We start from the raw sequence: 23,181 nt of genomic DNA on the forward strand, positions 1-23,181 counted from the left end.
TTCAGGCCGGGACACCAAGACCGGCCAACTGCCGGCTGACGTCGTGCCAGTCGGCGCAGACGAAATCCGCGCCTGCGGCCTTCAGCCGGGCGCCGTGCTCGGGATAGGTATGCCCGCCGCCGGTATAGCCGATCGCGATCATGCCGGCCGCAACCGCGCCCTGGACGCCAAATGGCGAATCCTCGATCACGACGCAGTCGGCGGGTTTCGCGCCCATCTTCTCGGCGGCGTAGAGGAAGATATCGGGCGCCGGCTTGCCGTTCTTGACCATCGAGGAGGAAAAGATCGCCTCGCCGAAGAAGCGCGACAGTCCGGTCACCGACAGGCTGTGGTTGATGCGTTCGACCGAAGATGACGAGGCGACGCAGCGGTCGCCAGCAAGCGCGCTCAGGAACGGCAGGATCCCCGGTGTCGGCTTCAGCTCCTCCGAAAAGAGCAGCTTGGTCTCGGCCCAGATGTCGCCGTCGGCGGTGGGCGGGAACTGATGGCCGGTCAGTTCCTTGATTTTGATAATGATGTCGGCCTGCTTCATGCCGATGCATTGCGCGATGATGCCGCCATGGACGCCGGGCATGCCATGCTTCTCATAGACGCGCTCATAGGCCTTGGCGGCCAGCGGTTCGCTGTCGACGAGAACGCCGTCGCAATCGAAAATCAGTCTAGGTTGCGCCACGCGCTTCTCCCGGCCTCTGTGCCAATACGCACATCGCTATCGATAAAAAGTCAGATGTTCAATAGTGAGGCGGATGCATCTCCTGCCCATCAAAGCTGGCGCAGCGCCTCGCTGACCGGCGTGGATCCAAGCGCGCGCTGCATGGCCTGGCGCGACTGCGCGCGGTCGGGTGTGATCCAGTTGGGCTCGGCGCCGAGGAAGCGGTCGAGGAAGGCCACGGCATAGGCGGGCATTTCCGTCGCGTTCTCGCGGTAGGACCACCAGGTCCGCAGGTCGTCGGCGCATTTGTCGATGCTGGGCGCCGTGCCGAACTCCTGCTCGTGCACAGCCAGAATCGCCGACACGCAGTAGTTGGTATAGAGAAAACCTTCCGGCCAGAAGCGCACGATTTCCGCCGTGCCGGCATTGGCTTCCGTCTCGATCATTTCGGTAAGACCGGAGACCTCCCGTGCCGGCGCCTGGCGGATCAGCTCGCGCAGCACGAGCCCGGCGGCGAACACGATGAAGTCCGCGCGGTCGACAGCTGCGAATCGCTTCTGCGCCTCCATGACGTCGATCCAGTCGAGAAAGGCGCGCGTCAGCTTGGCCTCGTCGATCTCGAAACGAACGCCGAAGGTTTCCGACACCACCTTCGCGCTGCTGCGGAAGGTGGCGCGAAACCAGCGCAGCTGCCGCAGCCGGTGACGAAGGTCCGGCATAAGCGCCAGCTCGTGCCTGAAAGGCAGATCCATGTCTCATATCCCGTTTGGCGACAGGCTACCACAGGCGCTGCCGTTGCCGAAATCGGTCAGCCGCCTGTGGAGCGTTACGGCGGCTAATATAATACATGTTGACATTCTAGGAAACAAATGTTCTCACTTTCGGGTCATCTCGCCTCCGTCCAATATGTGCCGGAGGAAGAGAATCGGGAGGAAACCGAAATGGCGATCTGGCAGTGGGCGCTGCTTCTGCTCTTTGTTGTCTGGGCGCTGCAATCACTCGGCGTCTGGCTGCAGATGCGGCATTATGCGGACGTCTTCAAAGGCGTCACCGGAGAGTTCAAGGACGGCTTTGTCGGAGCCGGCAATTTCCGCGGCCGGCTCGCTAAGGGCACCATCGCGCTCGTCGTCGTGACGCCGGACCTCATCGTGCGCCGCATGATGGTCATGAGCGGCCGTTCGGTGCTCACCAAGTTCAAGCGACATGAAGAATTCGAGGGGATCCCCCTCGATCGACTCCGGTCCAACCCTGCGATCATGGGGGAGGGGGAACCCGGTGTGGCCGAGGCCGTGAAACGGGCGATCGAGCAGATCGACCGCGCACGGTCGGAGCCGGGGAAGAAGCCGGGCCTGTCCGGTTTGAACGTAGCAAGGGCTTAAGCGACGCCGGCAGCCGGCTGGGAATGACCGGCGGGGTCATAAGGAGGAGAAATGTCTGTAATTTCGTTATTGGCGCAGCATGCCGATCTGGCGGTGCACAACCTGCATATCGCAGGCACCATGGTCTCGGATGCTGCCTGGCACGGCAAGCTCGGCGTCGAGCATGCCACCGATCATCTCGTGGTCCTGGCGCAGGCGACGACCGACAATGCGCCGGTCACCGCCGATCAGCTCAAGGAACAGCTGAAGAATGTGCAGCAGGAAGAGCAGCTCGGCTGGCTGACTGCGATCGGCAAGTATTTCATCGGCATCTTCCAGAAGGGCGGCGAAGTGTTCGCCGGCTTCGTCACTGGCATCATCCCGACGCTGGTCGTGCTGATGACCGCCTTCTACGCCGTCACCGAACTGGTCGGCGAGGAGCGTGTCCACGGCCTGGCGCGCGGCGCCGGCCGTATCGCGCTGACTCGCTACACCGTGCTGCCGGTCCTGTCGGTGTTCTTCCTCACCAACCCGATGGCCTACACTTTCGGCTCCTTCCTCGAAGAAAAGCACAAGCCTGCCTTCTACGACGCGGCGGTGTCCTACGTGCATCCGCCACTCGGCCTGTTCCCGCATATCAACCCCGGCGAATATTTCGTCTGGGGCGGCATGCTGGTCGCGCTGCTCGATCTCGAGAAGCGGGGCGTCATCGCCAACGGCTATCACGTCAAGGTGGCCATCTGGTATGCCATCGTCGGCCTCGTCGTCATCCTGCTGAAGGGCATCCTGACCGAACGCATCACGGCCATCATGGCACGCCGCCAGGGCGTCGAGCTCTAAGGGCGGGAGGACACCATGGCCAAGACATACAAGGCAGTAAAGATCTCGAAGGGTTCGACCGGCTGGGGCGGGCCTCTGGTGATCGAGCCGACCGAACAGCGCAATAAGGTCGTGTCGGTAACCGGCGGCGGCATTCATCCGGTGGCGCAGCTCATCGCAGACATGACCGGCGCCCAGGCCGTCGACGGCTTCAAGTCGCCGCCGATCGAAAGCGAGATGGCGGTCGTCGTCGTCGACTGCGGCGGCACCGCGCGCTGCGGGGTCTATCCGCGCAAGCGTATCCCGACCGTCAACCTGACGCCAGTCGGCCAGGCGGGTCCGCTCGCCCAGTTCATCACGGAAGACATCTACGTTTCGGGCGTGAAGCCGGCCAACGTCACAATGGCGGACGGATCCGAAGCGGTCACCACTGCGGGGGGAGCAGCATCGATGAGTTCAAGCAACAACACCACTGCCAGGGCGGCCGAGCCGCTGCCGAGCGAAGGCGGGCTTATCGGCCTGATCAGCTCGATCGGCCGCGTCATGGGCCGTGTGGTCGGCATCTTCTTCAATTCCGGCCGCCGCACCATCGATCAGGTCGTCCGCAACGTGCTGCCCTTCATGGCCTTCGTGACCATGCTGATCGGCCTGATCCTCTATACCGGCATCGGCGACGTGCTGGCGCAGCCGATGGGGCCTTTAGCCAACAACATCGTCGGCCTGCTGGTCATCTCGGCCATCTGCGGCCTGCCGTTCCTGTCGCCTATCCTGGGACCGGGCGCCGTTATCGCCCAGGTCATCGGCGTCGCCATCATCGGCCCGCAGATCGCCAACGGCACCATCTCGCCAGCAATGGCCCTGCCGGCGCTGTTTGCCTACAACACGCAGGTGGGCTGCGACTTCGTTCCCGTCGGTCTGGCGCTCGGTGAGGCCAAGCCGAAGACGATCGAAATCGGCGTGCCGGCGGTGCTCATCAGCCGCCAGATCATGGGCCCGGTTTCCGTGCTGATCGCATGGATCGTCTCCCTGATCGTGTTCTAAAAAGCGTAACAACGAGGTTCGCCATATGTCGGTTCTTCTCAAGACACGGGTCACAGCAATAGGACCCGAAGTGGCGGACCTCGCCGAGGGCGGCGTGGTCATCCTTTTCGCGGATGGCTCGCCTCCCGAACTGGCCGAAGTTTCCGTACTGCATAGGACGGAAGAAGGCCCGAGCGACGATGCGCCGGCGACAGGCGCCTCGATCACGCTCGGACCGGTTTCGGCGACGATAACGGCGGTTGGCTCCACGGCCTGGAGCAAGGTCCGCGAAATGGGTCATGTCGTGATCTCCTTCAACGGAGCATCCGAGGCCGAAAGGCCGGGCGAGGTTTGCGCATCCGCGGTCGATACCGGGGCGCTCGTAGCGGCGCTGACGCCAGGCGCTGTCATCACCATCGCCGCCTGATAATATCCGCGCTGTCTGTCGACGGCGCCCAAACCTAGAGTATTGCCATGGAACGCTCGACCATCGTCAGAGTGCACGAAGGTCTGCACGCCCGTCCCGCCACGCGGTTCGTGAAACTCGCCAAGGGTTTCGAATCCGATGTCGAGCTCGTCAAGGACGGAAAGGCGGTCAGCGCCAAGAGCTCGGTCAAGCTGATGCTCCTGGCTGTCAAGGAAAACCAGGAAGTCACCGTGCGCGCCAACGGCGCCGACGCGATCGAGGCGATTGAGGCGCTGATCGGCTATCTTGAGAACCCGCGCGCCGGCCTCGACGACGAGGGCGAGGCGGGTGATGAGGGCTCGCAAGCCGCAGCCCCGGCGCCCGCTCGTGAGGCCGCGCAGCCTTCTGCCGCAGCGGTGGATGGAACCCCGAAACTTCAAGGCGTCGCCGCAAGCGAGGGCGTGGCGATCGGGCCGGCCTTTGCCCATTTCCCGCCGGAGATCGAGGGACCGGGCAGACGCCTGCCGGCCGATGAGATCGACGGCGAGCTCGAGCGCTTCCGCGGCGCCGTCGCCAGCGTCCAGGCGCGCATGGACCGCACGCTTGCCGAGAACAATCTCTCCGCTGGCGACCGCGGCATCGTCGCCGCTTTGCGCGACATCGCCGCCGACGACAGCCTGACCGGCGAGGCGGAGAAGCTGATCAAGGAAGGCGATGACGCGGTGTCCGCCGTCATCGGCGCGGCGGCCACCATTGCCGCCGATTTCAGCGCGGTCGACGACCACTATCTCAACGCCCGGGCCGACGACGTCCATGCCGTCGGCAGGCAGATCTGCCTGGCGCTGCTCGGCCAGGACGAAGTCAGTCTGGAAACCATCCCGCAGGGCGCGATCCTGATTGCCGACGACATCGGCGCCTGGGATCTGGCGCGCGCGCCGCTGAAGCGCATCGGCGGCGTGGTCTGCGGCCACGGCGGCGCCACCTCGCATATTGCCATCATCGCCCGCTCGCACGGCATTCCGGCGGTGCTCGGTCTGGGCGACAAGGTCAACGAGCTGCGCGCTGCCAGGGAGGTGGCGATCGACGGCAGTGCCGGGCATGTGATCGTCGATCCGGACGAGACGGCGCGCGCCGATTTCACCCGGCGTGTCGAAGCCGCGGCGCAGGAGCGCGCCGGGCTGAAAGTGTTCAAGGGCGTGACGCCTATTCGCGCGGACGGCACGGTGATCGAGGTCGCGGCCAATATCGGCTCGCTGGAAGAGATCGAGGCGGCACAGGAAGCCGGCGCGATGGGCGTCGGCCTGTTCCGTACCGAGCTGCTTTTCATGCGCCATATGCATCTGCCGTCGGAAGACATGCAGGCCGAGACCTACAGCGCGCTGGCCAAGGCGTTCGCTCCGCATTCGGTCATCGTCCGCACGCTCGATATCGGCGGCGACAAGCCGATCGCGGGCATCGAATTTCCCGACGAGGAAAATCCCTTCCTCGGTTGGCGCGGCATCCGCATGTGCCTGGACCGCCCCGACATCTTCAAGAAGCAGCTGCGGGCGCTGTTGCGCGCCGCCGTCCACGGCAACATCAAGGTGATGCTGCCGATGGTTTCGGAGATTGCCGAGGTCACGCGCACCCGCGCGCTGGTCGCCGAATGCGCGGCTGAATTGAAGGCCGAAGGCGTGCCGCATGCGAGCTTCGACCTCGGCGTGATGATTGAGACGCCAGCCGCCGTGCTGATCGCGCCCGCGTTGGCGAAGGAGGTGGCGTTCTTTTCGATCGGCACCAACGACCTGACCCAGTACATCATGGCCGCCGACCGACTCAATCCGACGGTCGCCAAGCTCAACGACGTCACCAATCCGGCCGTGATGTCGGCGATCGAGCTGACGGCGAAGGCGGGTGTCGCCGCCGGCATCATGGTGGGCATGTGCGGCGAGGCCGCCGGCCGTCCGGACCTGATCCCCACCTTCATCGGGATGGGCCTGACCGAGCTCAGCATGAGCCCGGCCTCGATCCAGCGCGCCAAGAAGACGATCGCGGCCATGGCGGCCGAACGGTAGCGGATAATTCGCGGCGGTTACGCTAAATGCGCGAGCAGGGTGGCGAGAACCGGTGTCAGTTCCTGGACGGCATTGGCCTGGGCGCAGGCCTGCCGGATGCGGTCCTCCCGCACTTCGGCAGCCAGCACCGCGATCTCGAGAATGTCGGGCTCGGGCGTTCCGTCCGCCTTGGTCGCCAGTCCGCAGGCAAGCGCCACAGGCGCAAGGCTCCTGATGTCGAGAGACCGGTCGCCGCCTATCGCCGGGCCTGTTCCGATCTCGCTAGGCTGAACCGGACGGTGGTTGAGGCATTCGATGAGGAGAGCCGCGCAGGCCGCCGCGACCTGGTCCGTCGATGCCGCGTCCGCCGTCGCGCCGGCCAGGAGATCCGCGTGGCGCTTGCGCATCGCGACATGCACGGCGGAAAAACTCGCCTCGTGGATGCGCGGATTGTCGATGCCGTAGCCGGCGAGGACCGCGCGGGTCAGATAATACATGTCGCGCCTGAACTGACGCTCGCCGCCGATCTGCCGGTCTTCATCGCCATGCGGGAAATAGATCCGCAGGCTTTTGACGGTCGTGCCGTCGACCTTGAGCGGCCGGGAATGCGGTACGAAGGATTCGGCAATCGTCAGCGCCCCGTCGACGGCGCTCGCGGCGTGGCCGAGCAGGCTGCGGCCCGGGAAGGGAGGCAAATTGCCGGCGATATCTTGCGAGGCATCGCCGGCGCTGTCGTGGCGGTTCTGGCGGATGGCGTCGCGCAGTTCCCGAAGCCGGTCCTTCAGGTTGGCGCGGACGTCTTCGGAAATTTGTCGCAGCATCGCCAATTGCCTCGAAATGCTGAAGCCTGTCACGGCTTTGGGCGCCAGCCGCCCTCTCTAGATTGTTCGTCTCGATTGGTAGATCAATAGGCGATATTTAACCAGCATGCAGAATCGGCGACGGCAGTGTCACCGCCGGGGTTGGAGGGGAATTTGGGCAGGCGACGGCAGGGTGAATCCGAAAACGGCAGGGCGGCGGCCGAGGCATCCGAGCAGGTCGTCAGCGAAAGCCGAACCGACCGCCTCAGGATCCGCGCCGCCTGGATGTATTTCGTCGAGCAGATGACGCAAAACGAGATCGCCGACGTGCTCGGCGTCGGCCGCGTCACCATCGTGCGCATGCTGGCCGAGGCGAGGGCACGCAACGAGGTGAAGATCACCATCGAGAGCGAGCTTTTGGAGATCGTGCGGCTGGAGCGCGCGCTCGAACAGACCTTCGGACTACAGCAGGCGCTGGTGGCGCCGCTCACCGATCCCAATGCCGACCCGATCCCGGCAATCGCCGCCAAGACCGGCATGTTCCTGTCTGACGCGATGAAATCCGGCATGCGGGTCGGCGTCGGCTGGGGAGTCACGCTGTTCAACACCTTGCCCTTCATCAGCGCCAAATCGCTAACCGATTTCAGCGTGATTTCGCTGCTTGGCGGCGTCGGCGTCGCGCGCCGGGTCAACCCGGCCGAGTTCGCCTGGCGCTTCGCCCAGATCTTCCAGGGTGATGGCTATCTGATGCCGACGCCTGCGGTCGTCGACAGCGTCGAGACAAAAATCGCGCTGGTCGAGCGCTGCGGCCTGCAGGAGATTTTTGAGATGGCCGATGCGCTCGACGCCGTGCTGCTCAGCGTCGGCGGGATCGCTTCGGCCACCACCTTCTCGCGCGGCGGCTTCCTGAAGGAAGCGGACCGCGAGGCGCTGCTTGCGCGCGGCGCCGTCGGCGATCTCCTGTTCCATTTCTATGACCGCAATGGCGATCTGGTCGACCATCCCGTCAACAGCCATGTGATGTCCGTGGATGTCGACCGCCTGCGCAAGGCGCCGATCCGCATCCTCACCTCCGGCGGCGCGGAAAAGACCGAGGCGCTGCTCGGCGCCATGAACCTGATCGCGCCGACCATCCTGATCACCGACGAGGAAAGCGCACGCCGCATGCTCGCGGCGCATGGCGCTTGAATCATGCGACGGAAGGGCTCGCTCGCTGCGGAATTGAGGAGCGCAGGTGCTTGCGGGCAGGTTCCTCCACCAGAACGAAGACGGCGACCGAAATGACGATCAGCAAAGGCTGGTACAAAAGACTTCCGACCCAATCCCATTCTCCGGTGAACAGCACCGGAATCCACTTTCGCACCGGGATTTGCAGGATGTAGAGGGCATAGCTTGCATTGCCCAGCAGCACGAGCGGCTTGTACGACAGCACGCGTTGGGTCTTGCCGTCATTCACGGCGCATGTCGCAATCAGCGCGACAAAGCCGATCGCCGCGAAACCCCCTGTCGTCACCATGCGTGTCGCGACAAGCGTGGCAACCGTGAACGCCATGGCCAGAATGGCGGCCAGGTCGCTGCGGAAGCGATCGAACGCGCCGGCCCTAAACAGCAGAGCGCAAATGATGCCGGTCATGAATTCGGGCAGCCTCAGCAGCGGGAGAGGCACCAACTCCATCCAGTCGAACGCAAGGTAGCCGGTCGGTCCGAGACCCGGCAGACACATAACTACGAAAATCAGCACCAAAGCTGCCAGGCTGATCCACAGGACTCCGGCCGTAAGCCTTGAAAGGACGGGAAGCAATAACGGGAACACAAGATAGAAAAAGAACTCGATCGAGAGTGTCCAACCCGGAGGATTCCAGAAGAATCCGAGCATTGTCGTTGGCGCGCCCCATGCCTGAACAAGGCCAAGTGTCGCCAGTGATGCAAGCGGTTGATCTAAGGGCATGCTTGTCAGCGGCAGAGCCACAATGAGGGCAAGGAGATGGATTGGATAAATTCTGGAAAATCTCGCTAAGGCGAACTGTCGGATCTCGTACCAGTCAGACATCTTGTCGAAGTAGGAATGGGTGAGGATGAAGCCGGACAGCAGGAAGAAGAACGAGACGCCCAGATAGCCGTTCAGCACAAAATTGGCGATCGGGGGCGGCGCTCCGTCGATGTCTGCCGAATGGAAGGCAAGCACATAGAGAGCGGCGAAAAATCGCAAGCTGGTCAGCTGTGTGAGGCTCGATCCCGCTGAAGAAGGCTTCGGTTTCATACAGAGTGCCGTTGCTGTAAGCGCGAAGCGGTGCTCAGAACTGTCGATACTGCTTGGAATCCTATACGCCGAGCCGCATTAACAAATCCGTTAACGCTCCACGCCGGTGTCAGCGCCCGGCGCCATGGGGAGAACGGAGGCGCTGCTCGGCGCCATGCACGTCACTGCGTCGACGATTCTGATCGCCGATGAAGAAGCGCACCGCATGCCCCACTGGCGGACGGACAACGATCTTCTTGTTCTTCGGCCTCCTGGCCAGATAGATCTTCCGCTCGCGTGACAGCCCCCAAGCTTCTGCCGATAAGTCGCGGAACTACTCTAAAATCAACGAGAAGCTGTTTTTGGACCAAACGGTTGCCCAAGGAGCGGAAGCCTTCGGCTCAACCTAAGAACTTGGGGGGAAGTTCTCTTTCAAATGGTCGGAGTGGCCGGATTCGAACCGACGACCCCTTGACCCCCAGTCAAGTGCGCTACCGGGCTGCGCTACACTCCGGACCGGGTGGCGATGTATCGTGATAAGGCGGTGCGGGTCAACCGAATTCGGTGCCTATCGCAAAGGTGAAATTGCAGGCAGGGATGCAGACCTCGTCAGCCGCAATTCCCGCTGGTGCCGGTACTCCAGCGCGATCGCGCCCCAGACCAGGCCGAGCAGCAAATAGAGATGGCGCCAGTGGTCGATGTCGATGAAGGTGCCGAGGCCGATATTGCCGAGATAGGCGACATAGGCGCAGAGCAGATAGGGCTGCCATGGCCGGTCGCGCAGAAGGATGCGGAAGCCGGCGCCGATCGTCCATAGCGTCAGCGTCAGGAACGAGACGAAGCCGAGCCAGCCATAATCCATCAGCGCCTTCAGCCAGATGTCGTGCGTGTCCTCGCCATAGATCGTGCCGAAGACCAGCGGGCCGATGCCGAACGGGTGCTCCATCGCCAGCTGGAAGCCGATCGAATAGCGGGCGAAGCGGCCGAGCCGCGCCGAATCATAGCTCTGCTCAAGCTGCGCGCGCTGGGTGAACATGTCCGACACGCCGGGCAACTGCAGGATGACGATGAGGGCGATGACCAGCAGCGCCGCGGCCGCGATCGTCATTACCACCACGCGCAGCCGGAACTTGCCGCTGGCGCTCTGCAGGAACAGGCAGGCGGTAAGCAGCACCGCCGACACGGCGAACATGCCCCAGGCGCCGCGCGAGAAGGAGAAGAAGATGCCGGCGCTGATGATGAGAAGCGGCACCGCCAAAAGCGGCATCCGCGACACCGGCCCGGTCAAGAGCAGATAGAGCAGATAGGTGCCGGGCAGCACCAGGAACGGCCCGAACACGTTCGGATCCTGGAAGGCACCGGCGGCGCGGTCGTATTTGGTGAACATTTCCGCGCCTGGAAACGCATGAAAGTAACCGGCGATGCCGAGCAGCGACGTCGCCACCGCCGACACGACATAGGCGATGAAGATCAGCCGGTAGAGGCTAGGCTGGACCGAAGTCACCGAAGCGAAGAACACCGCGCTGAAGGCCAAAAAAAGGGAGACGGAGAGATAGAGCGGGGTGTTGGCGAGGTCGGCCATCTGGGTCATCGCGATCATGCCGCCGATATTCATCGCCACCAGAAGCACCAGCAGGGGCACGATCGCGCGCGAAATTCGAAGGCCGAACAGCGCCCAGACCGCGATCAGCCCGGCCATGTAGATTTCATAGGGCGCCGGCTCGCTGATGACGAAGCCGGAAAGCAGGATGCCGACGCCGATCGCAGCCGATGCGATCAGCGAAATCAACTTGGCGTTGACCGCCCCAGGCGGCAACTGGTTGACAGCCGATGGCTGCAACTGGTTGACAGCCGATGGCTGCAACTGGTTGACAGCCCGCGGCGGCAACTCATGGGCGACGGCGCTCAATAGGCGTTTTCCGTGTTGAGCAGGCGGATCGGTGTCAGGAACAGGATGCGCAGGTCGAACAGCATCGACCAGTTCTCGATGTAATAGAGGTCGTATTCGGTGCGCATGCGGATCTTTTCGTTGGTGTCCATCTCGCCGCGCCAGCCGTTGATTTGCGCCCAGCCGGTGACGCCGGGCTTGACCTTGTGGCGGGCGAAGTAGCCGTCCACCACCTCGTTGTAGAGGAGGTTGTGCGACTGCGCGGCGATGGCATGCGGGCGCGGCCCAACCAGCGACAGCGAGCCGAACAGCGAGTTGAAGAACTGCGGCAGCTCGTCGATCGAGGTCTTGCGGATGAAGCGGCCCACGCGGGTGACGCGCGGATCGTTCTTGGTCACCGTCTGCTTGGCGGTCGGATCGGAGCGGTCGGTGAACATCGAGCGGAACTTGTAGACTTCGATGATCTCGTTGTTGAAGCCGTGCCGTTTCTGCTTGAACAGCACCGGACCCTTGCTGTCGAGCTTGATGGCGATCGCGGTGACGAGCATCACCGGCGAGAAGACGATGATCCCGATGAGTGAAAAGACGATGTCGAAGGCGCGCTTGGCGACCGAATCCCAGTCGTTGATCGGCTTGTCGAAGATGTCGAGCATCGGCACCGAGCCGATATAGGAATAGGCGCGCGGCCGGAACTGCAGCGCGTTGGAATGTGCCGAAAGCCGGATATCGACCGGCAGCACCCAGAGTTTCTTCAGAAGCTGCAGGACGCGCGATTCGGCGGTCAGTGGCAACGACACGATCAGCATGTCGATGCGCGCGATGCGGGCGAATTCGATCAGCTCGGAGATGGTGCCGAGCTTCGGATAGCCGGCGACGATCGGCGGCGAGCGCTTGTCGTTGCGGTCGTCGAAGATGCCGCAGATGCGGATGTCGTTGTAGGGCTGCTTCTCGACCGAGCGGATCAGCTGCTCGGCCGCCTTGCCGCCGCCGACGATGAGCGCGCGGCGCTCCATGCGGCCGTCGCGCGCCCAGCGCCGGATGAGGCTGGACATCACGAGTCTCAGGCCGAAGATCAGCGCGAAGCCGGCCACGAACCAGGTGCCGAACAACAGGCGCGAATAGTCTTCCGACGCCTTGATGGCGAAGGCGGTGAGCGCCATCAGCGCGAAGCTGCCGGCCCAGACCAGCAGCACGCGGCCGAAATTCGCGAGGGGGCGCATCAGCGCCGCGATCTGGTAGCAATCGGTCACGTCGAGCAGCACCACGGCCAGGAACGACGTAGCCGCGATCGCCAACGGATACTGCCAGGCCAGATAGCTGAAGAAGCCGACATAGTAGAAATAGACGCCGAGCCCAGACAGGAACAGCATCGCGAACTCGACCATGCGCAGCACGCCGCTGACCATGATCGGCGACATGGTATCACGCCGGTATTGCGAAGCGACCTGGCGCGCCACATCGTTGATGCCGCCAGGCTTTTCGCCATCGGCGGGAGCATCGTAGTTGCGCACCGCATCCATGGAAAAGCGGTGCGCGGGGTCGATCTCATTCATGGGAACTGTCCGCGAGCTTCGCGCAACTGCATAGCAAAAGAGAGCTAAGAAAGCCTTGAAACAACCGGCGGTTTTGGAGTTGTTGCGGCCCGCGGCCTATTTGTTCAGTGCGGCGAAATAGGCCTTCTCGATATCGGCGGCCATGACGTCAGCACCGAATCGGGCCTTCAGCTCATCGGCTTGCGGCATCAGTTTTCGATAGCCGTCAAAGTCGCTGAGCGCCGCCCCCATTTTGGCGGCGAGCTGGGATGCGTCGGGACGGATTAGGGCAGGGGAGTCTTCGCCGAAAATTTCCGGAATACCTCCGACAGCGGTCGCGATCATCGGCATGCCGGCGGCTAAAGCTTCGAGCACGATATAGGGCATCGCCTCCGCGCGGGATGGCACCACAATCAACTCGGCCAGAGCGAAAGCCTGTCTCGCCGGCATGGGCGGCAGGAATCTGACGTGGCTTTTCAGGCCGAGTCGCTCCACTTGCGCGTGGTAGCGCGGCAGGTCGTCGCCGTCGCCGACCATCACGGCGCTTAAGGGGCGTCCGAGCTCGTCGCCGGCCATAGCCAGCGCATCGATGAAGATATCCGGGCCCTTCAGGTCACGCATCATGCCGATGTACAGGAAATCGGCGGCATTCGCCGCCGCCGTCACCGGTTCGAATTCGGTGGCGCGCAGGCCGTTATAGACAAGCGTGTTGGGTATGGGCGGCTCGCCGACCTTGCGGCGATAGGTGTTGCGCTCGTAGTCGGAAACGAACAGCAGGCAATCGGTGAAGCGCGCCATGAAACGCTCCAGGCCGAAGAACAGCTTTCCCATCGCCGTCGTTTCGTCATAGTGGAGGGAGCCGCCATGCGGCGAATAGAGGCGGGCAACGCGAAACCTTGATACCCGCAACAGTGAGCCGAACAGCCGGGCATAGGCGCCACCCTTGGCGCCGTGCCCGTGCAGCACGTCCGGCCGCAATTCCTGGATGATTCGATAGGTGCGCCAGGCCGAGGCGAGGTCGCCCGGCCCGACATGACGCTGCATCGGCGTGCGATGGATGCCGAGCGCGAGGCTGTCCTTCATCGCCTCGAACAAGCGCTCCTCATAGTCGCCGCCGGTGGTCGAGTCGCAGACGATTCCCACCGCATGGCCGGCGGCGACCTGCGCCTCGGTCAGGTCGCGCACGTGCCGGAAGATTCCTCCGACAGGTGAGCGAAAGCAGTGCACGATCCTGAGGTTCACCGCCACGACGGGTTTTTCAGAACAGCCGTTCGCGGACGTAGACGGTGTCGCCGGGCAGGAGTGGATCGGATGTCAGCACCCGCCCGGTCATCACCTTGCCGTTGATATCGCGGGTGATGTCGACGCTCTCCTGATTGGCGCGCGGCGTGAAGCCGCCGGCAATGGCGACCGCCTTTTGCACGGTGAGTCCCGGCACGTAGGAATACTGCCCGGCAGCGCCCACTTCGCCCATGACGAAGATCGGCCGGTAGCGGTCGATTTCGACCGAAACGTCGGGATCGCGCAGATAGCCTTGGCGCAGCTTGTCGGCGATCGCCTTTTCCAACTGCTGCGCGGTGTGGCCGCGCGCCGGCACCGCGCCGACCAACGGAAAGGAGAGATAGCCGGACTGGTCAACGCTGTAGGTGTTGGTCAACCCGTCCTGCTCGAACACCGTGACACGGACGCGGTCGCCGGCGCCGAGTCGGTAGGGCTGATCGAGCACTTCATGAAAGGCGGCGGGTGTCGGGCGGTAGCTCGAGCAGCCGGTGAGCAGCGACAGGGCAAGCAAAGCGCGAAAGAGGGAAGCAGTGCTTTTCATGACCGGCCAGGAACCTTCATCGCTCTTGCCGCAAGCCGCGGCACAACCCCAGGAAAGTGCGACCGTTATCATCCTGTTAGGGTTAATGGGCGGTAAAGGAGCTCGGTCCGGGAGAGCGGAGATCGGTAAAAAGCCCAATTGTTCTATTGCTTTCGAGCAATCTTCTTTGAGCGCCCTCTAATAAGCATTCATTCTGATCTTAACGGGTGAGTTACCATAGTTCTTTACGGTCCAGCTTCGACTCAAAGTTCGGAGCAGGATGCATGTCCGTTCAGTCAGCGGCCGCAGACGTCGATGTCGATCTGAGACAGCTTTTCGCCAGCCTGGCGAGGAACTGGCTGCGCATTGTTTTTGTCACGCTTTTGGTCACCGGGCTGGCCTTCGCCTTCGCCTGGCTCGCGACGCCCTATTATAAAGCGACAGCCAAGCTGGAGATCGGCTCGCGCGAATCGGAATACACCCGGCCTCCGGGCACCAACGACGACGATAAGCCGATTCTCGACGAGCAGGGCGTGGCCACCCAGGTCCAGATCATTTCCTCGCCCGACATCCTCAAGCAGGTGGCGACCAAACTCAACCTGGACAAGTTGCCGGAGTTCGACGAAACGCTGAAAATGTCGTCGCTCGGGCGTGTGCTTGTGCTCGTCGGCTTGAAAAGCGATCCCTTCGATATCCCGCCGGACGAGCGTGTGCTGAACGCCATGCACGACAAGCTCAATGTTTACGCCGTTGAAAAGACGCGCGCGATCGCGATCGAGTTCGCCTCGAAGGATCCCAAGCTTGCCGCAGCGGTCGCGAATGGCATTGCCGAGGCCTATATCGCCTCGAAGAGTGACGCCAAGCTCGAATCGAACGCCGCCGCGACCAACTTTCTGGCGCCGGAAATCGCCGATCTGCAGAATCGCGTGAGGGAAGCCGAGGCCAAGGTCGCCGCGTTCCGCGCCCAGTCCGACCTGCTGATGGGCGGCAACAATTCGGTGCTTCCGACTCAGCAGCTCTCTGAGCTGTCGAGCGAATTGTCGCGTGTGCGCGCCAGCCGCGCCGCCGCCGAGGCGAGTGCCGAGAGCGTGCGCCGGGCGCTGCGGAATGGCGGTTCGCTGGACAGCGTGCCGGAGGTCCTGTCTTCCGAGTTGATCCAGCGCCTGCGCGAGCGCCAGGTGGAGCTGAGGGCCAATATCGCCGATCTTTCCACAACCCTGCTGGACAATCATCCGCGCATCCGGGCGCTGAAGTCGCAGCTTGCCGACCTCGACGGCCAGATTCGCAACGAGGCGCAAAAGATCATCCGGGGGTTGTCGGCTCAGGCTCAGACGGCGAAGGCCCGCGAGGATCAGCTGATCGCGGACGTCAACACCTTGAAGGCCGCGTCGGCGCGCGCTGGCGAGCAGCAGGTGCAGCTGGATGCCTTGCAGCGCGACGCGAACGTTCAGCGCCAACAGCTTGAATCCTATATGGCCAGTTACAATGCGGTAGCCTCGCGCAAGGATCGCAGATACTCGCCTGTGGCGGCGAGCCTGATCGCGCAGGCCCAGGTGCCGTCGCAACCTTATTTTCCGAAGATCGGGCCGATCACCGGGGCCGCCGCCGCCGCTTCGCTGCTGCTGATGGCGATCGGCACGCTGCTTGGCGAGCTGTTCTCGGGCCGTGCCATGCGTCCGGCCGCCGGCGCCCGTTTCACCGATATCGAGCAGGTGGCGATGCCCGCTGCGCGCACCGAGCCGGTTGTAGCCGAAATCGAGGACGACCACAGTCCTTTCGCGTCCTATGAGACGTCCATGGCCAGCGAGCGACGTCCGGAGAGACAGCCGCCGATCGCGCAGAATGAGACATTTGAAGCCGACACCGTTGCGGCAGAGCAACCAATGCCCGAGCCGGAACCCAAGCCGGGTCCGTCCAGACTCGGCGAGATAGATGTCGACAGGGCTGCCGAGAAGTTGATCGGTTCCGGCGCCGCGCGCGCGATCTTCGTATCGCCGGAAGGCGACGAGGCGGCCGCCTCCGCCGTGCTCGTGGCGCGTGAAGTAGCTGACGCCGGCCTGCGCGTGCTGCTGCTTGACCTCACGGCATCGGGCGCCGCATCGCGGCCGATGCTGGACTCGAGCCTTTTCCCGGGTATCACCAATCTGCTTGCTTCCGAAGCGCAGTTCAGCGACGTCATCCACCCCGATCTTTATTCCGACGCGCATGTCATTCCGGTCGGCACCGCCGACCCCGTCCGCGCGATGCGCGCCGCCGATCGGCTGCCGATCATCATGCAGTCGCTGACCACGGCCTACGATCTCGTCGTGGTCGAATGCGGCCCGGCCGACGCGCAAGGCATCGGCCGCCTGGTCGGTGACGGCACCGAAGTCTTCCTGTCCATGCTAGAGGCCGACGACCAGGTGACGCAGGCCGCGGTCAAGCTGATCGAGAACGGCTATCCCAACCTGACACTGGTCACACCGGTCGGCCATGAACCGGGAGACCCATTGCCCCGACGCCGGTCGGCCGCATAAGACCGGAGGCCGGCACCGCGACGAATGGGACACGGCTCAGTCCCGGGGCAATTCTTAGCTACAAGGGCGAACCGCGGCATTTCTCGGCGACTCCTGCACTTTACATGGGCGGCGAGGCACCTAGTTTTGATGCTTCGCGCTGCGCATTTTCGTGCGTGGATGCTCGAGAGCGGGACCGTGAACCCTAGGCCGGCCCCTCAACTCCCAAAGGATGGCTGTTATGACACAGGCCAAGAACGGCGACACCGTGCGCATCAACTACATTGGGCGTCTGGTCGACGGCACCCAATTCGATTCTTCCGGCAATGAACCGTTGCAGTTTACACTGGGTGAAGGACAGATAATCGCTGGTCTCGAAACCCATGTCGAAGGCATGGAGGTCGGCGCGAAAAGCACCGTCACCGTCCCCGCCGACGCCGCTTATGGCCCACATCGCTCTGAAGCGGTCGTAACCATCGACCGCGCCAGCGTGCCGGAAAACATCAACGTCGATATTGGCACCCGACTGCAAGCCCGCACCCGCGAGGGACGTGCCATGCAAGTAACGGTCATCGGCGTGGACGATGCCAGCGTCAAGCTCGACGGCAATCATCCGTTGGCCGGAAAGGACCTAGTGTTCGACGTTGAATTGGTCGAGATCGTTCAGGCGGCATAGTTAGGCAATTCCAGGAAAAGTGTGAGCGGTTAGGTTCGGCAACTTCGCCGCAGCCTTCCGGCTGGAATTGCGTCAAAGACAAAGAGACAGCGCGGTTCGCCGTTTCCGTGAAACGGTGCAACCGCTCCAGAACTGAACGACTGCCGCAGGGTCGCGGTCAAGGGCGCGTTCGAAAAGGCATTCCCGCGTGGCCCGAAGGGGCAGCGGAATCGCGATTGTCACGGCGCGCGATCGGTCAGAGCGTTGGCCCCTTCCTGCCCGGCGCAGTGCGCGCAGCAATAGATGACATCGCCCTGCTCGACGCCATGTCCCATGATCCGCACCCTGCAGTGAGGGCAGGTCGGCGCAAGCTTCTGGACCGCGCACTCGAAGCTGTCGAACGTGTAGGTTTGCCCGCCCAGGCTCACAAGGAATGCCTTGTCATAGTCGTTGCCGCACTGGTCGCACTTAGCCATGGCCATTCTCCTTCTGGGTGCGAGAACCTCCCGGCGCTCGATAGGTTCCGTTGAGTCACTCAGGGTCCCGCTTGCGCGCATCGCGCCGGGAACACGACGGCGATTGTGCGACTCTGACCAGGCCTAGCTGTCGTCTTCGGCCGCGACAGGCGCCACCTGTCCGGCAGCCTTGCGACGCAGCACCTTGGTCAGCTTCCAGACCGTCGGGTTGTTCTTGATGAAGGCCTTGGCGCGCGCGCCTTGCCGCAGCCCTGCCGCCAGCACCCGGCCCTTCAGCGTCAGCGGCGCAAGCACCTCGAAATGCTGGACCTCGATGTCGCACCAGAGCCGCTTGTAAGGCTCGTCGCCGACTGAGAAGTCATACACATCGAAGCCAAGCTCGCAGGCTTCCTGGATGTTGTCGAAGAACAGGAAGTCGCCCGGGCTGGCGGACGAGAGATCGTCCTCGGCGATGGCGCCGAACTCGCAGATCAGCCGCTTGCCGGACCGGCTGGAGCCGGTCACCGCGCGCAGCTTGCCCGCCACATCCAGGCCGTGCAGCAGGAATGGCGGCTTTTCCTCGGCCAGCGCATCGGCGAACAGTGCCCGGAAGAAGTCGCGTATTTGTCTGTCGCCGAAGACATTGGCGATGCCCATCTTGGCGAAACGCACCTCCTTCATCGAGAGGAAGGCATCGAGCAGCCTGTCGACCTCCTCGGGTGTGCGCGCCTCGATGCGGCGGAAGGTGCCGACCGCCTCGAACTTGCGCGTCTGCGAGCGGTGCTTCTTGCGCTTGCGCTTGCCGCTCGCGCGCGACAGCAGCGCGTCGAACCCGCCGCCGAGATCGACCGCAAGCGCAAGGTTCGGACTTGGAAAGCCGGGCAGCGCGGCCAGCGGGTTGGCGACGCCGTCGAGGTCTGGCAGCAGCCTTTCAAGCGAGATCAGGTCGATATCCGGCCGCGCCCGCGCGATTGCCTTGAACATCGAGCGGATCGCCTGGCCGTCGATAGCAGGCAGGAAACGCGGGTCGGCGGCGGCGAAATTGCCGTTGGCGTGGCGCCCGCCGGCGAAACGGGCAACCTTGAACGGGCCGCGTCGCACGATCTCCAGGGCCAGCGACAGCACGGGGCGGCCATCGCAGGACAGCGTCGCGACAACCATGTCGGCGCCGGTCGCGGCCGCCCAGTTGCTCACCCAGGATGCGCTTTGCGCCGGCGCGAACAGCGCCGAGGCGCAGAATTGCACATAGTCGGCAAGGCCGGTGCCGCCGCTTGCGGTCGCAATCCACCGGTCCTGGTCGGCTCGCACCGGGCGCGCGGAAGCCTCGTCGGCCGCGACCCGATTGCCATCAAATGACGCGGTGGCGTCAACCATCCCTCAATCCTTAAGACGTATTGGTTGCAACCTGGGGTTCGCATAGGCGAATGTCGTGCTTGAATAAGCCTAGGCGCAAAAGGTGAAGGAATGATCGACGGGGGCGATGCAATCCGGAAGCTGGCGCTGAACCTTGCCCGCTACTCCGGCCTTGCTCCTCTGGCGCGGCCGTTTGTCGGCGGCATCGGCGCTATCCTGATGCTGCACCGCGTCACCGCGACACCGGAGAAGCCGAACAGCGTCAATCGGCATCTGAACATCGCTCCCACTTTCCTCGACAAGCTGATCTCGGACATGAAGGGGCAGGGTTATGCCTTTGTTTCCCTTGATGAAGCGATCGAACGCATCAAGACGGGCGGGAAAGGCGGCCAGTTCGCCACGATCACGGCCGACGACGCCTATCGCGACAACATGACCGAGGCGCTTCCGATCCTGGAAAAACACGGCGCGCCGATCGCCATCTACGTCGCCCCCGGCCTGATCGACGGCGCCGTCGATCTCTGGTGGGACGTGATCGAGGACATCGTCGACACCAGCTCGCGCCTGACGCTGACGATGGGGGGCAAGTCGACGGCGATCGATTGCTCGACACAAGGCCGAAAGATCCAGGCCGTCGCGCGGCTGAACGCCTGGCTGACCTTGGAAGTCCCCGAGGAAGAGCAAGGCGCAGCGCTGCGCGAGCTCGCCCGTTCGACTGGGTTCAAAATCGGCTCGGGCCGCCCATGCACGTTGATGAACTGGGATGAGCTTCGCATCATGGCCGCGCACCCGTTGGTGACCATCGGCGCGCACACCGTCAATCATCGGAACTTGAAGCGGCTGTCCGAGGCCGATGGGCGCCATGAGATCGGCGACGTCCGCCGCGTCCTCGCGGAAAAACTCGGCGAGGAGCCGCGTCATCTGGCTTACCCTTATGGCTATGCCAGCGCGGTCGGCTGCCGCGAGGTGGGCTTTGCCCGCGACGCAGGCTATGCCTCGGCGGTGACCACGCGGCACGGCGTGCTGCGCGCCGAGCACGCCGGCTTCCTGCACGCGCTGCCGCGCATCTCCGTCAACGGCCGCTATCAGAGCCTTGCGCATATTCGCACGATGCTGTCCGGCATCACGACACCGCTGGCTAATGCGGGCAAGATGGTCGTGACGATCTGAAGTCTGCCTCGCTCTGCGCCTTGGTCAGCACTATGGCCTGATGCCTTTGAGGTCAGCCCTTCGGGCGCGGCTCGATAATCAGCCATTTGATGATGGCCATGGCCGGCAGAACCCAGAGAAAGCCGCTGAGCAGGAAGAACAGGAGATGCGCCGTGGGCCCGTATTCGGCGAGCCTGGTGACCGCGACGGCGGAGGCGATCAGCGCGTAGATGACGACCAGCGCCACCAGCAATATGGTTCCGATCAGCTTTTTCAGGCGAATGGGCATGTCGCGGTTCCGTTGACCCGCCCCGCTTAGGCCGAATGACAAGAGCGCGCAACCGTCGCGACCCGGCGCGACGGCGTGCCGCGCTGTCCAGTCTTGCCAGTTGAGCGGCCTTGGTCCACCAATCTCGCGTTTCAACCGCCGGGAATGCGAAATGGCTGCCATCACCGCCACAGCCCCCTATGCCACACGCGACCGCGACCTGCACAACCGCGCTTTGGTGCGCGGCTGGCTCTACGTCGTGCTGCTCGTGCTGGTCGCGCTGGTGCTGGTCGGCGGTTCCACTCGTCTCACCGGCTCGGGTCTGTCGATCACTGAGTGGCAGCCGATACACGGCGTCATCCCGCCGCTCAACGACGCCGAATGGCAGGAAGAGTTCCAGCGCTACCAGCAGATCCCGCAATATGCCGAGATCAACAAGGGCATGAGCGTCGAGGATTTCAAATCGATCTTCTGGTGGGAGTGGGCGCACCGCATCCTGGCGCGCGGCGTCGGGGTGGTCTTTGCCTTGCCGCTGCTGTTCTTCTGGGCGACGCGCCGCATCGAGCGCGGCCTCGGGCTGAAGCTCCTCGGCATCCTTCTGCTCGGCGGACTCCAAGGTGCCATCGGCTGGTGGATGGTGGCTTCGGGCCTGGTCGATCGCGTCTCGGTCAGCCAGTACCGGCTGGCGACGCATCTGACGCTTGCCGCGCTGATCTTCACCGCGACAATGGTGGTGGCGCGAGGCTTGGCGCCGCATTCCGAGCCCGCCGCCGACCGGTCGACGCAGCGGCTCGCCGGCGTCATCGTGCTTTTGGCGCTGATCCAGATCTATCTCGGCGGGTTGGTCGCCGGGCTGCACGCGGGCCTTTCCTACAACACATGGCCGCTGATGGATGGAAAGGTGATCCCCTCCGATCTGCTTCTGCTGAAGCCCGCCTGGCTGAACTTCTTTGAAAACCCGAAGACGGTGCAGTTCGTCCACCGACTGGGCGCCTATGTGATCTTTGTCGTGGCACTCTGGCATATGGTCGCGACGTGGCGGCGCCAGCCTGGCACCACCCATGCCCGCCGGGCCACGCTTCTGTTCGCGCTAGTGGTCGTCCAGGCCTCGATCGGCATCGGCACGCTAGTGATGCAGGTGCCGCTGCACATGGCATTGACGCATCAGACGATCGCGCTTGTGTTGCTTGGCTTCGCTGCCGCGCATTGGCGCGGCACCAAGGGCGCCTATCCGCTGCCGACCGATATACGCGTCAGAGGCTGAGCGAACCTTGCGGATCGCCTCGGCGGCAGCAAGCTCCAGGTTCACGACCGCTCAATGCTTGATGCCGAGCATCAGGTCGAGGTTCTGCACCGCGGCGCCCGACGCGCCCTTGCCGAGATTGTCGTAGACGGCCATCAGCAGTGCTTGCGCCCTCTCATCATTGGCGAAGACGTAGACCTTCATCCGGTTGGTGCCGTTATAGATCTCCGGATCGATCTCCGGCATGCGCTCCATATGGGTGTAGGGCGCGACCTCGACCACGCCGCCATCGATCGACGCATAATGGTCGGCAATCGCCGCGTGAAGCTCGGCGCCAGTCGGCACGCGGTCGAGACCGCCGAGTTGCAGCGGCACCACGGTGATCATGCCTTGCGCGAAATTGCCCACCGCCGGCTGCATGATCGGGTCGTGCGACAGCTTTGCATAGGTGCGGAGCTCCGGCACATGCTTGTGCTGCAGCGTCAGCCCGTAGGGTAGGAACTCGGGCGCGTCCTCGCCCTTGCCGACATAGTCCTCGATCATCGGGCGGCCGCCGCCGGAATAGCCGGAAATGCCGTTGACGGTGACCGGGAAGTCGGCAGGCAGCAGGCCCGCCGCAACCAGTGGCCGCAGCGTCGCGATCGGCCCCTGCGGCCAGCAGCCCGGATTGGCTATGCGTTTCGCGCTGCCGATCCTCTTCGCCTGGTCCTTGTCCATTTCGGCGAAGCCATACTCCCACCCCTCGGCCACGCGATGCGCGGTCGAGGCGTCGATCACCTTGGTCGTATCGTTCGTAATCAGCGACACGCTTTCCTTGGCCGCCGCATCCGGCAGGCAAAGGATCGCGACATCCGCCGCGTTGAGCATCTCGGCGCGGGCGGCAGTCTCCTTGCGGCGTTCCGTCGGGATGGAGATGATCTCCAGGTCGTCACGGTCGGCCAGCAGCGCCCTGATCTGCAGGCCTGTCGTGCCGTGCTCGCCGTCAATGAAGATTTTCGGTTTCATCCCTTGCCAA

The 23,181-nt window shown here is 63.6% G+C and carries 22 protein-coding genes and 1 tRNA gene; 10 read left to right on the plus strand and 13 right to left on the minus strand.

The window, feature by feature from the left end; genetic code table 11:
- Position 1: 1 nt before the first annotated feature.
- Together LB520_RS24065 and LB520_RS24070 are read right to left on the minus strand one after the other, a co-directional pair.
- A complete protein-coding gene (locus tag LB520_RS24065; RefSeq protein WP_224548290.1) occupies positions 2-673 on the minus strand; it encodes an HAD family hydrolase in 672 nt (223 codons plus the stop codon).
- Positions 674-762: 89 nt separating this feature from the next.
- A complete protein-coding gene (locus tag LB520_RS24070) occupies positions 763-1,404 on the minus strand; it encodes a hypothetical protein (protein ID WP_140541309.1) in 642 nt (213 codons plus the stop codon).
- Between the two features lie 189 nt (positions 1,405-1,593).
- On the opposite strand from LB520_RS24070, the gene LB520_RS24075 reads away from it, so the two are divergent.
- Genes LB520_RS24075 through ptsP form a run of 5 tightly spaced genes read left to right on the plus strand, consistent with a single transcriptional unit; the run spans position 1,594 to position 6,309 of the window.
- On the plus strand, positions 1,594-2,031 hold the full coding sequence (locus tag LB520_RS24075; protein ID WP_095767894.1) for a transcriptional regulator GutM: 438 nt from the start codon (positions 1,594-1,596) through the stop codon (positions 2,029-2,031).
- Positions 2,032-2,082: 51 nt separating this feature from the next.
- Entirely contained in the window at positions 2,083-2,850 is a 768-nt protein-coding gene (locus tag LB520_RS24080) for a PTS glucitol/sorbitol transporter subunit IIC (protein ID WP_224639627.1), read from the plus strand.
- Between the two features lie 15 nt (positions 2,851-2,865).
- The gene (locus LB520_RS24085) at positions 2,866-3,870 is read left to right on the plus strand and encodes a PTS glucitol/sorbitol transporter subunit IIB (protein ID WP_224634212.1); all 1,005 of its coding nucleotides are present in this window, start codon (positions 2,866-2,868) and stop codon (positions 3,868-3,870) included.
- 25 nt (positions 3,871-3,895) lie between these two features.
- The gene (locus LB520_RS24090) at positions 3,896-4,276 is read left to right on the plus strand and encodes a PTS glucitol/sorbitol transporter subunit IIA (protein ID WP_140842734.1); all 381 of its coding nucleotides are present in this window, start codon (positions 3,896-3,898) and stop codon (positions 4,274-4,276) included.
- Between the two features lie 47 nt (positions 4,277-4,323).
- Complete coding sequence (gene ptsP / locus LB520_RS24095; protein ID WP_224639628.1) at positions 4,324-6,309, plus strand: phosphoenolpyruvate--protein phosphotransferase; 1,986 nt, start codon at positions 4,324-4,326, stop codon at positions 6,307-6,309.
- A 17-nt stretch (positions 6,310-6,326) separates the two neighbouring features.
- Here the strand turns inward: ptsP and LB520_RS24100 are convergent, their stop codons facing one another.
- Positions 6,327-7,109 (minus strand): hypothetical protein, encoded by a 783-nt coding sequence (locus LB520_RS24100; RefSeq protein ID WP_224639629.1) that lies wholly within the window; start codon positions 7,107-7,109, stop codon positions 6,327-6,329.
- A gap of 153 nt (positions 7,110-7,262) precedes the next feature.
- Here LB520_RS24100 and LB520_RS24105 point away from each other — a divergent pair, with 153 nt between their 5' ends.
- Positions 7,263-8,276, plus strand: coding sequence for a sugar-binding transcriptional regulator (locus tag LB520_RS24105; protein ID WP_095767893.1), 1,014 nt, complete (start codon positions 7,263-7,265; stop codon positions 8,274-8,276).
- A gap of 1 nt (position 8,277) precedes the next feature.
- Here LB520_RS24105 and LB520_RS24110 read toward each other — a convergent pair whose 3' ends face one another.
- The 6 genes from LB520_RS24110 to LB520_RS24135 form a co-directional block, all read right to left on the minus strand.
- Positions 8,278-9,348, minus strand: a complete 1,071-nt coding sequence (locus LB520_RS24110; RefSeq protein WP_224639630.1) for an acyltransferase family protein — start codon at positions 9,346-9,348, stop codon at positions 8,278-8,280.
- 416 nt (positions 9,349-9,764) lie between these two features.
- Positions 9,765-9,841, minus strand: a tRNA-Pro gene (locus LB520_RS24115).
- Positions 9,842-9,895: 54 nt separating this feature from the next.
- On the minus strand, positions 9,896-11,143 hold the full coding sequence (locus LB520_RS24120) for an O-antigen ligase family protein (RefSeq protein ID WP_224639651.1): 1,248 nt from the start codon (positions 11,141-11,143) through the stop codon (positions 9,896-9,898).
- A gap of 89 nt (positions 11,144-11,232) precedes the next feature.
- The gene (locus LB520_RS24125) at positions 11,233-12,768 is read right to left on the minus strand and encodes an undecaprenyl-phosphate glucose phosphotransferase (protein ID WP_140842742.1); all 1,536 of its coding nucleotides are present in this window, start codon (positions 12,766-12,768) and stop codon (positions 11,233-11,235) included.
- A 96-nt stretch (positions 12,769-12,864) separates the two neighbouring features.
- On the minus strand, positions 12,865-13,995 hold the full coding sequence (locus tag LB520_RS24130) for a glycosyltransferase family 4 protein (protein ID WP_224639631.1): 1,131 nt from the start codon (positions 13,993-13,995) through the stop codon (positions 12,865-12,867).
- 10 nt (positions 13,996-14,005) lie between these two features.
- Positions 14,006-14,569 (minus strand): polysaccharide biosynthesis/export family protein, encoded by a 564-nt coding sequence (locus LB520_RS24135; RefSeq protein ID WP_095767646.1) that lies wholly within the window; start codon positions 14,567-14,569, stop codon positions 14,006-14,008.
- 263 nt (positions 14,570-14,832) lie between these two features.
- Here LB520_RS24135 and LB520_RS24140 point away from each other — a divergent pair, with 263 nt between their 5' ends.
- Positions 14,833-17,064, plus strand: coding sequence for a GumC family protein (locus LB520_RS24140; protein WP_224639632.1), 2,232 nt, complete (start codon positions 14,833-14,835; stop codon positions 17,062-17,064).
- A gap of 220 nt (positions 17,065-17,284) precedes the next feature.
- Positions 17,285-17,719, plus strand: coding sequence for a peptidylprolyl isomerase (locus tag LB520_RS24145; protein ID WP_224639633.1), 435 nt, complete (start codon positions 17,285-17,287; stop codon positions 17,717-17,719).
- A gap of 218 nt (positions 17,720-17,937) precedes the next feature.
- On the opposite strand, the gene LB520_RS24150 is transcribed toward LB520_RS24145, so the two are convergent.
- Both LB520_RS24150 and LB520_RS24155 read right to left on the minus strand, forming a co-directional pair.
- Positions 17,938-18,174 (minus strand): hypothetical protein, encoded by a 237-nt coding sequence (locus LB520_RS24150; RefSeq protein WP_073989633.1) that lies wholly within the window; start codon positions 18,172-18,174, stop codon positions 17,938-17,940.
- A 123-nt stretch (positions 18,175-18,297) separates the two neighbouring features.
- A complete protein-coding gene (locus tag LB520_RS24155; RefSeq protein WP_224639634.1) occupies positions 18,298-19,527 on the minus strand; it encodes a GNAT family N-acetyltransferase in 1,230 nt (409 codons plus the stop codon).
- Positions 19,528-19,617: 90 nt separating this feature from the next.
- On the opposite strand from LB520_RS24155, the gene LB520_RS24160 reads away from it, so the two are divergent.
- Positions 19,618-20,676 (plus strand): polysaccharide deacetylase family protein, encoded by a 1,059-nt coding sequence (locus LB520_RS24160; RefSeq protein WP_140842752.1) that lies wholly within the window; start codon positions 19,618-19,620, stop codon positions 20,674-20,676.
- 52 nt (positions 20,677-20,728) lie between these two features.
- On the opposite strand, the gene LB520_RS24165 is transcribed toward LB520_RS24160, so the two are convergent.
- Positions 20,729-20,944 carry a DUF2842 domain-containing protein gene (locus tag LB520_RS24165; protein ID WP_040999884.1) on the minus strand — a complete coding sequence of 72 codons (216 nt, stop codon included), beginning with the start codon at positions 20,942-20,944 and terminating at the stop codon, positions 20,729-20,731.
- A 151-nt stretch (positions 20,945-21,095) separates the two neighbouring features.
- Between LB520_RS24165 and LB520_RS24170 the strand changes: the two genes are divergently transcribed.
- Complete coding sequence (locus tag LB520_RS24170; RefSeq protein ID WP_224639635.1) at positions 21,096-22,187, plus strand: COX15/CtaA family protein; 1,092 nt, start codon at positions 21,096-21,098, stop codon at positions 22,185-22,187.
- A 51-nt stretch (positions 22,188-22,238) separates the two neighbouring features.
- On the opposite strand, the gene argC is transcribed toward LB520_RS24170, so the two are convergent.
- A complete protein-coding gene (gene argC / locus LB520_RS24175) occupies positions 22,239-23,171 on the minus strand; it encodes an N-acetyl-gamma-glutamyl-phosphate reductase (protein ID WP_095767641.1) in 933 nt (310 codons plus the stop codon).
- Positions 23,172-23,181 lie beyond the last annotated feature (10 nt).

This window comes from Mesorhizobium sp. CA12, from assembly GCF_020165255.1.
Classification (GTDB): domain Bacteria; phylum Pseudomonadota; class Alphaproteobacteria; order Rhizobiales; family Rhizobiaceae; genus Mesorhizobium.